The 14,218-nt window shown below is 43.3% G+C and carries 14 protein-coding genes; 13 read left to right on the top strand and 1 reads right to left on the bottom strand.

Annotation, left to right across the window (positions count from 1 at the left end; genetic code table 11):
- The first annotated feature begins 1 nt into the window (after position 1).
- The 10 genes from nuoH (at position 2) to KVY11_RS15940 (ending at position 9,381) form a co-directional block, all read left to right on the top strand.
- The gene (nuoH, locus tag KVY11_RS15985; RefSeq protein ID WP_004695391.1) at positions 2–1,009 is read left to right on the top strand and encodes an NADH-quinone oxidoreductase subunit NuoH; all 1,008 of its coding nucleotides are present in this window, start codon (positions 2–4) and stop codon (positions 1,007–1,009) included.
- A 16-nt stretch (positions 1,010–1,025) separates the two neighbouring features.
- Positions 1,026–1,568, top strand: a complete 543-nt coding sequence (nuoI, locus tag KVY11_RS15980) for an NADH-quinone oxidoreductase subunit NuoI (protein WP_004651038.1) — start codon at positions 1,026–1,028, stop codon at positions 1,566–1,568.
- Positions 1,568–2,086, top strand: coding sequence for an NADH-quinone oxidoreductase subunit J (gene nuoJ, locus KVY11_RS15975; protein ID WP_171056751.1), 519 nt, complete (start codon positions 1,568–1,570; stop codon positions 2,084–2,086). The genes nuoI and nuoJ overlap by 1 nt, the downstream gene beginning before the upstream one ends.
- Positions 2,086–2,394 carry an NADH-quinone oxidoreductase subunit NuoK gene (gene nuoK, locus KVY11_RS15970; RefSeq protein WP_004695395.1) on the top strand — a complete coding sequence of 103 codons (309 nt, stop codon included), beginning with the start codon at positions 2,086–2,088 and terminating at the stop codon, positions 2,392–2,394. Before nuoJ ends, nuoK begins: the two co-directional genes overlap by 1 nt.
- Positions 2,391–4,280, top strand: coding sequence for an NADH-quinone oxidoreductase subunit L (nuoL, locus tag KVY11_RS15965; protein ID WP_218289498.1), 1,890 nt, complete (start codon positions 2,391–2,393; stop codon positions 4,278–4,280). The genes nuoK and nuoL overlap by 4 nt, the downstream gene beginning before the upstream one ends.
- A 7-nt stretch (positions 4,281–4,287) precedes the next feature.
- Positions 4,288–5,895, top strand: a complete 1,608-nt coding sequence (nuoM, locus tag KVY11_RS15960; protein WP_218289519.1) for an NADH-quinone oxidoreductase subunit M — start codon at positions 4,288–4,290, stop codon at positions 5,893–5,895.
- A 3-nt stretch (positions 5,896–5,898) separates the two neighbouring features.
- Positions 5,899–7,395 (top strand): NADH-quinone oxidoreductase subunit NuoN, encoded by a 1,497-nt coding sequence (gene nuoN / locus KVY11_RS15955; RefSeq protein ID WP_005400347.1) that lies wholly within the window; start codon positions 5,899–5,901, stop codon positions 7,393–7,395.
- A 122-nt stretch (positions 7,396–7,517) separates the two neighbouring features.
- A complete protein-coding gene (gene upp, locus KVY11_RS15950; RefSeq protein ID WP_058870138.1) occupies positions 7,518–8,153 on the top strand; it encodes a uracil phosphoribosyltransferase in 636 nt (211 codons plus the stop codon).
- Between the two features lie 81 nt (positions 8,154–8,234).
- Positions 8,235–8,528 (top strand): cold shock domain-containing protein, encoded by a 294-nt coding sequence (locus KVY11_RS15945; RefSeq protein WP_005400349.1) that lies wholly within the window; start codon positions 8,235–8,237, stop codon positions 8,526–8,528.
- 121 nt (positions 8,529–8,649) lie between these two features.
- Entirely contained in the window at positions 8,650–9,381 is a 732-nt protein-coding gene (locus KVY11_RS15940) for a cold shock domain-containing protein (RefSeq protein ID WP_218289497.1), read from the top strand.
- A 29-nt stretch (positions 9,382–9,410) separates the two neighbouring features.
- On the opposite strand, the gene gigC is transcribed toward KVY11_RS15940, so the two are convergent.
- Positions 9,411–10,289 carry a LysR family transcriptional regulator GigC gene (gene gigC / locus KVY11_RS15935; RefSeq protein ID WP_218289496.1) on the bottom strand — a complete coding sequence of 293 codons (879 nt, stop codon included), beginning with the start codon at positions 10,287–10,289 and terminating at the stop codon, positions 9,411–9,413.
- 85 nt (positions 10,290–10,374) lie between these two features.
- On the opposite strand from gigC, the gene KVY11_RS15930 reads away from it, so the two are divergent.
- The 3 genes from KVY11_RS15930 to KVY11_RS15920 all read left to right on the top strand — a co-directional run bounded on the left by KVY11_RS15930 (position 10,375) and on the right by KVY11_RS15920 (position 14,036).
- Positions 10,375–11,136 (top strand): ferredoxin--NADP reductase, encoded by a 762-nt coding sequence (locus KVY11_RS15930; protein WP_218289495.1) that lies wholly within the window; start codon positions 10,375–10,377, stop codon positions 11,134–11,136.
- 132 nt (positions 11,137–11,268) lie between these two features.
- The gene (locus tag KVY11_RS15925; RefSeq protein WP_218289494.1) at positions 11,269–12,936 is read left to right on the top strand and encodes a sensor domain-containing diguanylate cyclase; all 1,668 of its coding nucleotides are present in this window, start codon (positions 11,269–11,271) and stop codon (positions 12,934–12,936) included.
- 77 nt (positions 12,937–13,013) lie between these two features.
- Positions 13,014–14,036, top strand: a complete 1,023-nt coding sequence (locus KVY11_RS15920) for a molecular chaperone DnaJ (protein ID WP_218289493.1) — start codon at positions 13,014–13,016, stop codon at positions 14,034–14,036.
- Positions 14,037–14,218: the final 182 nt, after the last annotated feature.

Here is a 14,218-nt window from a genome sequence, read left to right as displayed (position 1 = left end):
CATGCAACAAGAATTAATCCGTCAAACGCCGCTTTGGGCTGAGAACTGGCCAATTGCCTACTCAGTCATTCAAGCGATTGTGATTTTACTCGTTGTAGTACTCATCGCTGCGTTGATGTCTTTTATTGAGCGTCGTTTATTGGGCTTATGGCAAGACCGTTATGGTCCGAACCGTGTAGGTCCTGGGGGGATGTTCCAGATCGTTGCCGACATGCTGAAAATCATGTTCAAAGAAGACTGGACACCAAAGTTTGCTGACAAATTGACTTTCCGTTTAGCTCCTGCTGTTGCCATGGCAACAGCGGTGATGTCGTTCATGGTTATTCCTGTATCACCATACTTAGGTGTTGCAGACATGAGCATCGGTCTATTGTTCTTTATGGCAATGGCAGGTATTGCAGTCTATGCCGTATTGTTTGGTGGTTGGTCATCAAACAATAAATATGCATTGCTTGGTGGTCTACGTTCTGCAGCTCAAACCATTTCGTATGAAGTGTTCTTGGGTATTTCATTGATGGGTGTGGTTGCAATTGCAGGCTCATTCAACATGCGTGAAATTGTAGAAGCACAAAAAGATGTATGGTTTGTCATTCCACAGTTCTTAGGTTTCTTAATCTTCGTGGTTGCAGGTGTTGCGGTAACTCACCGTCATCCATTTGACCAACCAGAAGCAGAACAAGAATTGGCGGAAGGTTACCACGTCGAGTACGGCGGTATGAAATGGGGGATGTTCTTCGTTGCAGAATATGTCAACGTAGTTCTGATCTCTGCATTGATCGTCACGCTATTCTTCGGTGGTTGGTTAGCGCCATTTAACATCGATATTCCGTTCATTCCACCAGTATTCTGGTTCATTATCAAAACAGCATTCTTTGTGATGATGTTTGTCTTGGCTCGTGGTTCACTTATGCGTCCGCGTTATGACCAAGTGATGAACTTTGGTTGGAAGATTTGCTTACCATTAGCGTTAGTTAACTTATTAGTTACTGGCGCAGTGATTCTGTGGTAAGGGCAGGGAGAATAAAATGTATAAAATTCTAGCTGGGTTCGGGTCAATCGTACGTTCACTGTGGATGGTTTTCTCACACGTGACACGTAAACGTGACACCATTCTTTACCCAGAAGTGCCAGCCGAACAAATTGTTCCACCACGTTTCCGTGGTCGTATCGTGTTAACACGTGACCCAGATGGTGAAGAACGTTGTGTTGCGTGTAACTTATGTGCAGTTGCATGTCCTGTTGGCTGTATTTCACTACAAAAAGCAGAAAAAGAAGATGGTCGTTGGTATCCGGAGTTTTTCCGTATCAACTTCTCACGTTGTATTTTCTGCGGTATGTGTGAAGAAGCATGTCCGACGACTGCAATTCAAATGACTCCAGATTTCGAGTTGGGTGAATACGTTCGTCAAGACTTGGTGTATGAGAAAGAAAACTTACTCATTTCAGGTCCTGGTAAATACCCAGACTACAACTTCTACCGTGTAACAGGTATGGCTGTAACTGGAAAAGACAAAGGTCAAGCGCAGCGTGAAAGCGCACCAGTTGATGTACGGAGCTTATTACCATGATGTGGCCATTTTATTTGATGGCACTTGTGGCCATCGTTTCTACGATTCGTGTTGTGACCAACGCAAATCCTGTACACGCTTTATTAAGCTTGATCGTGTCACTTCTTGCAGTTGCAGGCATGTTTATGATCGTGGGTGCGCCATTTGCTGGCGCGCTTGAGATCATCGTCTATGCAGGCGCGATCATGGTGTTATTCGTATTCGTAGTGATGATGTTAAACCTTGGTCAACACACCGTTGAACAAGAGCGTAAATGGTTAACATCGTCTGCTTGGGCCTATCCAGCACTCATGAGCTTCTTAATGGGCTTGGTGTTGGTGTGGATGCTCGGCTCTGACTACACAGCGGCTGGCCCTGTTATGGGTACTGAAGTTGTGGGTCCAAAAGTCGTTGGCCAAGCACTCTTTACTCACTATTTATTATTGGTTGAAGTTGCTGCCATGTTATTGCTTGCTGCGTTGGTTGCAGCATTCCATCTTGGCAAACGTGAACCAGGTGCAGAAGAGGACAAACAATAATGGGCAACATCCCTTTAGAACATGGTTTGATTGTTGCAACCATTCTTTTTGCACTGGGTTTTTACGGTGTGATGGTGCGACGCAATCTATTATTTATGTTAATGAGCCTTGAAATCATGATGAACGCAGCTGCGCTTGCGTTTGTTTTGGCTGGTAGTGCATGGGTACAACCAGACGGACAAATCATGTTTATTCTGATCTTAACGCTTGCTGCGGCAGAGGCTTGTATTGGTCTTGCGATCGTCCTTCAGTTCTACCATCGCTTCCATCACTTGGATGTGGATGCTGCTAGTGAGATGCGCGGATGAGTTTTTTATATTTAACAGTATTATTCCCGCTCATTGGTTTTGTCCTTTTAGCGGCAGGTCGCAACAAGCTTCCTGAAAATGTCGCTGCAATTATTGGTGTGGGGGCGGTTGGCCTTTCTGCATTGGTTGCTTTGATCGCTGGTCTAGACTTTGTTAATAATGGCAAAGTGACTTATGTTCAACATCTTTGGACATGGTTCAATGTTGGCAACCTAAGCCCAGGCATTAGCTTACATCTTGACGGTTTATCACTGCTCATGATGGGTATGGTGACAGGTGTGGGTTTCCTGATTCACATCTTTGCATCATGGTACATGCGTGGTGAAGAAGACTTCGCGCGTTTCTTCTCTTATTTCAACCTGTTCGTTGCCAGCATGTTGCTGCTCGTATTGGGCGATAACTTAGCGTTATTGTTCTTAGGTTGGGAAGGCGTAGGTCTATGCTCTTACTTGCTGATTGGTTACTACTACCAAAACCCTGCAAATGGTTTTGCAGCAATTAAAGCATTTACCGTAACACGTGTCGGTGATGTTTTCTTACTGATCGCTTTGTTCTTAATTTACCAACAGTTTGGTACTTTAAACATTGCGGAAGTGGTTGCAGCTGCACCAACAGTGATGACACAAAGTTCATCTTTAACTATTTGGACAGCACTGATGTTGTTCTTGGGTGCAGCAGGTAAATCTGCACAGATCCCATTACAAACATGGTTGGCCGATGCAATGGCAGGTCCTACACCTGTATCTGCATTGATCCACGCTGCAACGATGGTAACCGCAGGTGTTTACCTGTGCTGCCGTATGTACACCGTGTTTGAAATGGCACCTGAAGTGATGATGTTTATCTCAATCACAGGTGCGGTAACGTTGTTAGTGGCTGGTTTTGCTGCATTGGTTCAAACCGACATCAAACGTATTTTGGCTTACTCAACGATGAGTCAGCTGGGTTATATGTTTATGGCTGTGGGTGCTGAAGCTTATCAAGCAGGCTTGTTCCACATGCTGACTCACGCATTCTTCAAGGCATTATTGTTCTTGTCTTCAGGTGCAGTGATTTTGGCTTACCACCACGAACAAAACATCTTCAAGATGGGCGGTTTGTTCTACAAGAACAAATTCCTATTTGCTTGTTTCGCCATTGGTGGCGGTGCATTGGCAGCGATTCCATACTTCACCGTGGGCTTCTTCTCGAAAGACGCGATCTTGGGCGCAGTTTGGGTACAAGGCGAATCAATCGCAGTATATAACTCATTGTATTGGGTGGGTGTAGCTGGTGCTTTCTTAACGTCGATTTACACATTCCGCCTCATTTGGGTTGTGTTCTTTGGTAAAGAAAATACGCCGTATCATGCGATCAAAGGCATTACCTTCTGGGGTCCTTTGGCGATTCTTGCTGTACTTTCAACTTTCGTCGGTGCGGCACTTAAAGCACCAGTGGAAAGCATTTTAAATGCAGCAAAAATTCCAGCATTTGTGATTCCTGAAGCTTTAGAACATGGCATGCATAGCGCTGAATGGACTGCTGTAGGTATTGCATTGGTTGGTTTAGTGATTGGTGTGGTCTTGTTTGCGTTTGCTTATAGCGTAGTGAAAGGCTTTGCTAAAACGTCATTGGGTGCAGGTCTTGCAAACATTTGCCGTAATGCACTGGGCTTCGATGCGCTTTATGACATCGTTTTTGTGAAACCATATTTGCTTATTGCGAAGATTTTAGGTCGTGATCCAATTGATCGCTTGTGGTTAGTCTTGCCTGCACTTGTAAAAGGCGGTCACAGCTTCACAAGTTCACGTCAAACGGGTTCATTGCGTGATTACGCATCAAGCATGGCATTAGGTATCTTTGTATTACTAATGGTCTTGATCGTAACTCAGATCGTGGGGAAATAAGATGGAAATCACAAACAACTGGATTCTACCCGCGCTGATCTTAGTTCCGTTCATTGCTGGTTTTATTTGTTGGTTAGTCGACAAACTCGACGACAAACTGCCGCGTTATATCGCGTTAGTGGGTATGCTCATTACTTTGGGCTTAACTGTTGCGCTATGGCAAACAGGTACATTTAACTACGAACTTGGCGCGAAAGTGCCATCGTGGTCTGCTGAATTCATGTTGCCATGGATTCAGACTTTAGGCATTAACATTCACTTAGCGGTGGATGGTCTATCTCTATTAATGGTGGGCTTAACTGCACTTTTAGGTGTGTTGGCTGTCGGCTGTTCTTGGGGTGAAATTCAAAAGAATGTTGGTTTCTTCCACTTAAACCTTTTATGGTCTTTGGGTGGTGTGATCGGTGTATTTTTAGCGGTTGACATGTTCTTGTTCTTCTTCTTCTGGGAGATGATGCTTGTACCTATCTACTTCTTGATCGCACTTTGGGGTCATAAAGGGGCAGAAGGTAAGTCACGTGTTTATGCTGCAACCAAATTCTTCCTCTACACGCAAGTAGCGGGTCTTATCATGCTCATCGGTATCCTAGGCCTTGTGGTTTATGGTTACATGATGACGGGTATGATCGGTTTTGATTACAACTATTTATTAGCTGTAGCCAATACTTTAGACAAAGAATTACCTGCTGTTGCTTTTGCATTCATGCTGTGTTTATTCGTCGGTTTTGCGGTAAAACTTCCAGTTTTCCCATTACATGGCTGGTTACCAGATGCGCATGCGCAAGCACCTACAGCAGGTTCGGTTGACCTTGCAGGTATCTTAATTAAGACCGCTGCATATGGTTTACTACGTTTTGTGATTCCATTCTTCCCAGCGGCTTCTGCACAGTTTGCAGACATCGCGATCATTTTCGGTTTAATCGGTATCTTCTACGGTGCTTGGTGTGCTTTCCAGCAAACCGATATGAAACGTTTACTTGCGTACACGTCAATTTCACATATGGGCTTTGTTTTACTTGCGATTTACGCAGGTAACATCTTAACCTTCCAAGGTTTGATGATCATGATGTTGGCACATGGCCTATCATCTGCTGCATTGTTCATTATGTGTGGTCAAGTGTACGAGCGTGTTCATACTCGTGATATGCGTTTGATGGGCGGTATGCGTGGTCAGTTCCCATATCTTGCATTCTTCCTCATGTTCTTCGTGGCGGCGCTTGTAGGTATTCCGGGTCTAGGTAACTTCATTGGTGAGTTCCTGATCTTGATGGGTTCTTATGCAAAATTCCCAGTGTTTACTATTCTTGCAGCAGTAAGCTTAGTATTTGCAGGTCTTTATGGCTTGATTCTGATCCACAAAGCGTTGTTTGGTACGCCAAACGAAGAACAACAGCAGCACTACAACAACCCATTGAAAGACTTAAATGCGCGTGAAGTAGTGATCTTGTTAATCTGTGCTTTCGGTCTGTTATGGCTTGGTTTGTACCCACAAAGCTTCCTTGATATTTCAAATTCAAGCATGGCGTGGTTAGCGAACAGCTACATTCCTGTACAAGAAGTAGTTGACGTTGCGAGTCAAGCAACTGTTCAACTCGAAAATGTGGAGATGCAATAAGTCATGAACTTCACAATGTCATTTTCTGAGCTTATGCCTTTAGCTCCTGTGATGATTGTTGCTTTAACAACGATCGTCGTGATGATTCTTACCGCAATTAAGCGTAACCATAACTTAATTGCGACAGCATCAGTGGTGGGCTTAAACCTTGCAGCAGCATATGTACTATTCACAATGTTCGGTGGTGCTTTTAAACCTGCGAATGTGATGGGTATGTTCATGGTGGATGCGTTCACCTTGCTGTACCAAGTGATTATTCTAATTGCTGCTTTGGCATGCTGTACTCTGTCGCATGCCTATATTGAAAGCTATAAAGATAACCGTGAAGAACTGTATATCTTAATGTTGTCATCAGTGACTGGTGCAATGTTAATGGTGGCAAGCTCTCACTATGCATCGTTCTTCATTAGCCTTGAGTTAATGTCGATTCCTGTGTATGGCTTATTGGCATATACACACCAACGCTCTAAGTCTTTAGAAGCGGGGGTGAAGTACTTGGTGCTTTCAGCAACAGCTTCGGCAATGTTGTTGATGGGTATGGCTTACATCTACGCATACACAGGTTCAATGTCGTTCTATGACAATGTTCAAGCGTTAATGCAAAATATCCAACAGCCAATGGTACTTTTAGGTTTAGGTCTGATTGTTTTTGCTGTGGCATTCAAACTATCTTTAGCGCCATTCCACAAATGGACGCCAGACGTTTATGCAGGTGCCCCAACGCCGATCGCAACATTCCTTGCTACAGCTGCAAAAGTAGCGACGATTGGTCTGTTTGTACGTTACATCCTTACTTCAGGTGCGATCCTTGTTGACTCAATCGTGACGATCTTAACCGTGATTGCGGTGTTATCGATCTTGGTGGGTAACTTCCTTGCAGTGAAACAAGTGAACTTGAAACGTATCTTGGCATACTCTTCAATTGCGCACTTTGGTTACTTGTTGATTGGTTTAATCAGCATGACGTATGCAAGCCTTGGTAACGTATCTGTCTATGTGATCACTTATGTGTTAACTACGATTGGTGCGTTCGGTGCGGTTGCATTGATGTCTAGTCCATACAACAACGTAGACGAAGCAGAAAGCTTAGCGGACTACCGTGGTCTATTCTGGCGTCGTCCAGTCTTGACTGCCGTATTAACCGTGATGATGCTATCGCTTGCGGGTATTCCTTTGACAGCGGGCTTCATTGGTAAGTTCCTTGTGGTCATGGCTGCGGTAACGACTCAACATTGGTTCCTTGCTGCGATGATCATCGTTGGTTCTGGTATTGGTCTGTACTACTACCTCCGTGTGATGGTTGTTATGTACATGACACCACCAGATGCACCTCGTGTAGATGCTGTGGATCATTGGGGTCAAAAAGTGGGTGGTATTATGGTGCTTTTAGCTGCGGCAGCAGTGCTTGTGATTGGTATCTATCCAGATCCAATTATCAAGTTAGCACTCCAGTCAGAGATTCTCTCTCCAATCCACTTTATGCTTTCTCAACAGCACTAATTTTTAAAAACGTTTCGTTTTAACAAAAAAGCCTCCATCAATTGGGGGCTTTTTTGTTTTTATCGCACGATAAAAAGCTTTATAATGTAAGGAATTTTATTTTACCTTTTAGGTGCTCTCCCGTGGCTATCCATGAAATTCGTCATCCACTGATTCGTCATAAGCTTGGTCTTCTTCGTCGTGCAGATATCAGCACTAAAAACTTCCGTGAGTTGGCTCAAGAAGTGACCATGCTGTTGACCTATGAAGCGACCAAAGATTTACCTGTTTGCGACCATGAAATTGATGGTTGGAATGGTAAAGTAACGGTAGATCGCATTGTGGGTAAAAAAATCACGGTTGTGCCAATTTTACGTGCGGGTATTGGCATGTTAGATGGTTTCTTAAACCTGATTCCAAGTGCAAAAGTGTCTGTACTGGGTTTAGAGCGTGATGAAGAAACGCTTGAAGCACGTACTTATTACAAAAAATTAGTTCCAGATGTACAAAACCGTTTAGCGATGATCATCGACCCAATGCTTGCAACGGGTTCTTCATTGGTTGCTGCGATTGATGTATTGAAAGCAAGTGGCTGTAAAGACATTCGTGTGATGGTGTTGGTTGCGGCGCCTGAAGGTATTAAACGTGTTTTGGATGCGCATCCAGATGTCACTATTTTCACGGCTTCAATTGACCAAGGCTTAAATGCTAATGGTTATATCGTGCCGGGTCTAGGCGATGCGGGCGATAAAATCTTTGGTTCAGTTCAAAAAGATTAAGATTGAGCCCCAGCAAAAAGAGGCTTTTATAGCCTCTTTTTTATATACTACAACAAAGCGTGTACATATTAGGATCTGTTTATGAAGGCCGAGCAATATCAAGGAAAAGTTAAGCAATATAACGCTGACAAAGGTTTTGGTTTTATTTCCTCACCTGAAGGCGACGTATTTTTTCATATCTCGGATTTCCCTGCAGACTCAGGTGAGCCGAAACGCAATGAACGCGTGAAGTTTAATGTGGTTGAAAATGGCGATCGCTATAAAGCGATTAAAATTGAGCGGGTTGAAGACAACTCTGCCAAAGCCAAGAAATCGAAAGTCTCAAGTCATAATAAATCGATTACCACAGACTTATTGTCTAATTTTAGACGCTAAGTCAGCGTTGATTCAGAGTTCAATCGTGCAAAGATTAATCTTTGCATTTTGAAGCAAAGAGGCTTTTTAGCCTCTTTTTTATTGATTACAATACGAAAAAGACAGTTGAATAGAGCAGATTATGTTTCTGAAAGGAAAAATCAAAAGCTTTAGTACCCCACGTGGTTTTGGTTTCATTGAAGTGGAAGCGGATATTGATGATGTGTTTTTTCATATCAAAGATTTGCCACAGAACAACATTGAACCCAAGATTGGTGAAGCGCTTCAGTTTATGATTGTAGAAGACCAAGGCAAGTTTAAGGCTGGCAATATCCAGCGGCTCGGTCTGACCTCAGAAAGCAAAGCCACGACATCATCAAATAAGAAAAAAGCACGTACCCAGGCCTCACCACGTTACCATGAGGCAGGGCATAAAAGTACCATCATCACCGTGATTGGGATCATCATCGTTGTAATACTGGGCTTTTTGACCTATGGGAAATATCAAAGTTATAGTGCAGAAAAACAGCGTAAAGCTGAACAGTTGATGCTCGAGCAGCAACAGATTGTAGAAGAACAGCGTAAAGCTTTAGGAAAGTTGCCCGATCAAATCTTATCTGAGCAAGGGAAGCGTAATTTAGAGGCAGGTCTGCATCAGACCAATCAACCACGCTCTGAACGTGTAACGGAAAGTATTGATAAACAAAATGGGCGTTTACCTGTCAGCTCTGGACAGTTTAAATGCGATGGACGAACCCATTGCTCCCAAATGCGTTCCTATGAAGAAGCAGTTTATTTCTTAAGAAACTGTCCAAATACCCAAATGGATGGGAACAATGATGGTGAGCCTTGTGAGCGCCAATTTGGGAAATAAAAAAAGCACCCTCGGGTGCTTTTTTTTACTTATTTTTCGCAGAATTTCATAAAGGCTTTGAGTCCTGGGCCTTGGTACTTCTGACGATGCACCAACATGAACAGTGGACGCGTGAGAGACCAAAACGGCGTATCAAGCACCACTAACTGGCCTTTTTCGCGCAAAGGTTCTGTTGCCAGTTTTGAAATACATGACATCCCTAAACCACCCGCCACGATTTTTAAAATCGCTTCATTATGACCCAAGGTTAGACGGATATTGGCATCAGGCAAGTCTTTTAAAATAGCGTTATCAAACACTTCACGCGTACCTGAACCTTCTTCGCGCAAGATCCACTCGACAGATTTAAAGTCATCAGGCGTTAATGCGCGATTTAACTGCGCCAAAGGATGGTCTGGTGCACAGCAGACGGCCAATTCATCGTCACGCCAGTGAATACATTGCAGTTGTGGTAAGTGACAAGAGCCTTCAATCAAGGCCAAATCCAGTTGGAACTGATTCACCGCCTCAATCATTTGACGAGTATTACCAACTTGCAGCTGTAAATGGGCTTGAGGTTGAATTTGTAAGAAGTCAGCCATCAGGTCAGGCATGAGGTAGTCACTGATGGTCAGGGTTGCACCTAAACGTAAATCAATACTTTGTAACTCACCTTTAGCGGCTTGCTCGAAAGCATCACAACGACCCAAAATTTCTAAAGCTTGTGGCAGCAGGAAACGACCCAGATCATTGAGCTGAAGACGCTTACCTAGACGGTCAAACAGAGGAGCTCCCAAACCGTCTTCTAGATCTGCTAAAGCCATACTCGCAGCACTCTGGGTGAGTCGAACCGCATCACTGGCTTTGGTTACTGTGCCTTCTTGAGCAACTGCTACAAAAACCGCCAACTGGCGTAAAGTCATGCGCATGAATATAGCCTTAACATTTAAAAAATATTAACAAATTATGTGGTCATGCTAACATGAGCAACGTCTTTGATGCCACGCTGAAATCATGTCAATTGAAAAATTTAGCCTAGAAAAGGTTTTATCCGTACACCGTTGGACCAATACACTTTTTAGCTTCACCATGACGCGACCTGCACATTTTAAGTTTACCGCAGGACAATTTGCCCGTATTGGCATCAAAGTGGGGAATGAATTGGTGGTTCGAGCGTATTCGGTGGTGTCCTCTCCTTTTGATGAAACTTTAGAGTTTTTCTCGATTGTGGTGCCTGAAGGTGCATTTACCTCAAATTTACAGCACTTAAAAGTCGATGATGAGATCTACCTCGAAAAGATCCCGTATGGCTTTTTGACTTTGGCACGTTATCAGTTGCCGTTACCAAAAGACTTATGGCTACTTGGCACAGGGACAGGGCTGGCACCTTTTATTTCAATGCTACAAGACTTTGAGACGTGGTCGAAGTACGAGAGCATTACACTGGTCTATAGCGTACGTACAGCCTCTGAACTGGCCTATGCAACACGTATTCAGGAAATTGCAGAGACTTTTGGTGAAGGGCATACAGGCTTTAAATTTGTGCCGATTATTACCCGTGATCCGCATGCGCCACTGCATGACCGCTTACCTGTACTGATTGAAAATGGTGAGCTTGAAAAAGCAGTCGGTTTGAGCCTAGACCCAGAAACCAGCCATGTGATGCTGTGTGGTAACCCGCAAATGGTTGAAGACACCAAAGAAGCCCTGAAAGCACGTGGTCTGACCATGAACCGCCGTGGTGAAGGAAATATCGCGGTCGAAAACTATTGGTAAGCTTCAAAAGCTCACATGGATAGCGATAGCAAAGTATTGCTTAAACACTGCTTTAGCACAGAGAAAGAGACGAAATATCGCGCAGGTTTTGTTGTTGACTGAAACACTTTAAACTGAGGAGCAGTGGGGTAAATGCTAAAAATGGATTCATTTCGTAATCGGTTGATGGTGTTATTTGCTGGTTTGGCGTTTACTTTGGGGCTCTGTATTACCTTATATATCGGTAAAACTGCTTCGGCTCAAATGAGTAAATCCAGCGGTCAAACCTTATATATTGCTGCGAAGAGTATCAGTAATACTTTGGCAAATTCGTTGACAGAACGTGAACGGGAAATGGTGCTTTTGAGTCAATCACCGTTTATTGCTGAGGCAGACTTTAATAATCTACGTGTTCAACAGCAACTCGATCAAGTTAAAAAATCATATCAATATTATGCATGGCTTGGGATTGCGAACCCCGAAGGTAAAGTCGAAGTTGCAGCAAATCATTTATTGCAAGGTGCAGATGTATCTGAGCGCGATTGGTTTATTCACGGTTCCAAGCGAGTGTATTTGGGCGATGTACACAAGGCTGTTCTACTCGCCAAAAAAATCAAGGCCATTAACCCGAATGAACCGATGCGTTTTATTGATTTTGCGACTCCCATTTATGACCCTACGACGCATAAAATAAAAGGCGTTTTGGCTGCGCATGCAGACTGGAGCTGGGCAAGCCATGTGCTGAAAAGTTCATTATCTGAAAATGCTGCACAACGTGGGATTGAAGTATTTATTGTGAACCAAGCGGGTGAAATTCTATATCCGTTTAAAAGTATTGGTCAGGTGAACCCTCCGAGTTTTAGCAAACAACATGGCAATTACTTTGTGCATGACTGGGGAGAGGGACAAAACTACCTCACCACGGATGTTCCTGTGTTTTCACAGACACAGATGAACTTGGGTTGGCATGTCATGATTCGCCAGCCAGTTTCGATAGCCTTGGTAGAAGTTCGGTCACTGCAACATCAAATCTTAGCTATTGGTTTTGTGATTTCATTACTGCTACTTTTTGTGACTTATCACTTAGCGAATCGTTTTAGCCGTCCAATTGAAAACTTGGCAAAAAGTGCGCATGCAGTCGAGCAGGGACGTGAAGATGTTTACTTTGAGGTGAATACCAGTATTCGAGAAATCAAAGGCTTGTCACAGTCATTAAATCGTATGACCGACACACTGTTGACACAAAAACATCAGCTAATGGATGCCAATACAACGCTTGAGCAAAAGGTTCAGGAACGCACACAGGAACTTAAAACGGCCAATATAGAATTAGAAAAGTTGGCACGGCATGATGCACTGACAGGACTATATAACCGCCGTGCTTTGACCGATTATCTGGATTATTTATACGCTCAGTTTACACGTAGTCACGTGGGCTATGCGGTGTTGTTGTTGGATGTGGATTACTTTAAAAAAGTGAATGATCAGTATGGGCACGAGGTGGGGGATCGAGTCTTAAAAGGCGTGGCACAGGTGTTGTCCTCGAACATCCGTGAGTCGGACTTTGTTGCTCGTTATGGTGGTGAAGAGTTTGTGGTGTTGTTACCCACGACCACGCTTGAAGGAGCAATGGTTTTGGCTGAAAATCTACGACAAGCTGTCGAACAAGCGCAGATTTTGGATCAGCATCCCATCAGTATTAGTATCGGGGTGAGTGTGGTTCAGGTTACTGATAGCGATGCACAGACTGCCATGCGCCGTGCCGACCAGCATTTGTACCAAGCTAAAGCGCAAGGGCGTAACCGTGTGGTTGCACTTTAACATTTAGACTTTGACTGTGGCAGATTGGAGTGATCTGCTACACTGAAGTATCTTCTGCTTTACTGTGCATTATTGTGATGTCTTACGATATAAAAATGAGCCAACTACCTAAGGTTGAGTGTTCCCCACAGCAGAAAAAATTAAATCGTTTGATTGAACGGATTGAACAACAAAAACAAGAACTGGCGACATGGGAAAATGCGCAAGCCGACATTCAAAACTATACGCGCAGTAAGCTTTTTCCCGTTTATGCAGAGTTACACACGGTTTTATTTGCACAGCTCGATACCCTGTGGAAGCACTTAGCCAGTGATGCCTTTAGCAAAGCTGATTTAGCGCAGATCGATACCAAAATAGCTGCGTTAGCCAAAATGCTAAAAAAATCTCAGATGCTGAATTCCGAGCAAAAAGAGCTGGTAGAGAAAGTGGATACTTTCTATATGCAACATGCAGAGGATATGCGCTCGAAGAAAGCCAAAGCAAACTCAATACAAAGTCATGACCTTGCTGAAACGGTAGAACAAAACGTAGATGTAGACTGGGAAAATTATGAATATGATTCTGCTCAATACGAAGCAGAGCGGGAACGTGCCAAGCTGTTAAAGCAACAACAAAAACGTGAGCAAGCAGCCAAAATGGCAGAGCAGTCACTAAAAACCGTATATTTAAAAATCACCGCGATGATTCACCCTGACCGTGAGCCTAATGAAGCGAAGAAATTAGATAAGACTGAACTTTTGCAGAAGGTCAATGAAGCCCATGCAGAGCAGGATTTATTTTATTTATTGAAACTCCAGTTACAGCTAGAGACCAATAAAGGCCTAAGCTCAAAGGTTTTAAGCTCGGAACAAGTGAAGTTTTATCAGTTGTCTTTGGAAGCACAGAGTCAGAGTTTACAAGGTCAATTAGATGAGATCTTTACGTCCTTTCACTTAAGCAGTCATATCAATACCAAACAGCTCAAAATGAGTGATGTGTATAAGGTAATTGATAAGGATGCTACCGAGTTAAAGCAGCACTTGAAGTGGGAAAAGGAACGTTTAAAGCATATGAAAAAGGTGAGTGGGGTGGGGGTGTTGTTGGGGCATGGGGTTTTATAAATCTTTTATCCTTATCTAATAAAATTAAGAAGATAAGGATGAGGCTATTTTAAATAATTAAATGTATTAGTTCCGACTTAATCTGACACAGAGCTTGAAAAAGAAGAAGTTACCGATTTTGATTAAAGGTGTCGAATCTCAATCAATAAAGGTAACTTCTCATGTTGCATACTAACAATCAA

The organism is Acinetobacter sp. CWB-G5 (genome assembly GCF_019209785.1).
Lineage (GTDB): Bacteria > Pseudomonadota > Gammaproteobacteria > Pseudomonadales > Moraxellaceae > Acinetobacter > Acinetobacter johnsonii.
Note: the sequence above shows the minus strand (reverse complement) of the source record. Positions and strands in the feature narration are given on the sequence as shown.

What these genes read in the sequence shown, in the direction of transcription:
- KVY11_RS15930 (WP_218289495.1), top strand. Translation starts at nt 10,375, where the DNA reads ATGTCAATTGAAAAATTTAGCCTAGAAAAGGTTTTATCCGTACACCGT.
- nuoH (WP_004695391.1), top strand. Translation starts at nt 2, where the DNA reads ATGCAACAAGAATTAATCCGTCAAACGCCGCTTTGGGCTGAGAACTGG.
- nuoN (WP_005400347.1), top strand. Translation starts at nt 5,899, where the DNA reads ATGAACTTCACAATGTCATTTTCTGAGCTTATGCCTTTAGCTCCTGTG.
- nuoL (WP_218289498.1), top strand. Translation starts at nt 2,391, where the DNA reads ATGAGTTTTTTATATTTAACAGTATTATTCCCGCTCATTGGTTTTGTC.
- nuoJ (WP_171056751.1), top strand. Translation starts at nt 1,568, where the DNA reads ATGTGGCCATTTTATTTGATGGCACTTGTGGCCATCGTTTCTACGATT.
- KVY11_RS15945 (WP_005400349.1), top strand. Translation starts at nt 8,235, where the DNA reads ATGAAGGCCGAGCAATATCAAGGAAAAGTTAAGCAATATAACGCTGAC.
- KVY11_RS15925 (WP_218289494.1), top strand. Translation starts at nt 11,269, where the DNA reads ATGCTAAAAATGGATTCATTTCGTAATCGGTTGATGGTGTTATTTGCT.
- gigC (WP_218289496.1), bottom strand. Translation starts at nt 10,289, where the DNA reads ATGCGCATGACTTTACGCCAGTTGGCGGTTTTTGTAGCAGTTGCTCAA.
- KVY11_RS15920 (WP_218289493.1), top strand. Translation starts at nt 13,014, where the DNA reads ATGTCTTACGATATAAAAATGAGCCAACTACCTAAGGTTGAGTGTTCC.
- KVY11_RS15940 (WP_218289497.1), top strand. Translation starts at nt 8,650, where the DNA reads ATGTTTCTGAAAGGAAAAATCAAAAGCTTTAGTACCCCACGTGGTTTT.
- nuoK (WP_004695395.1), top strand. Translation starts at nt 2,086, where the DNA reads ATGGGCAACATCCCTTTAGAACATGGTTTGATTGTTGCAACCATTCTT.
- nuoI (WP_004651038.1), top strand. Translation starts at nt 1,026, where the DNA reads ATGTATAAAATTCTAGCTGGGTTCGGGTCAATCGTACGTTCACTGTGG.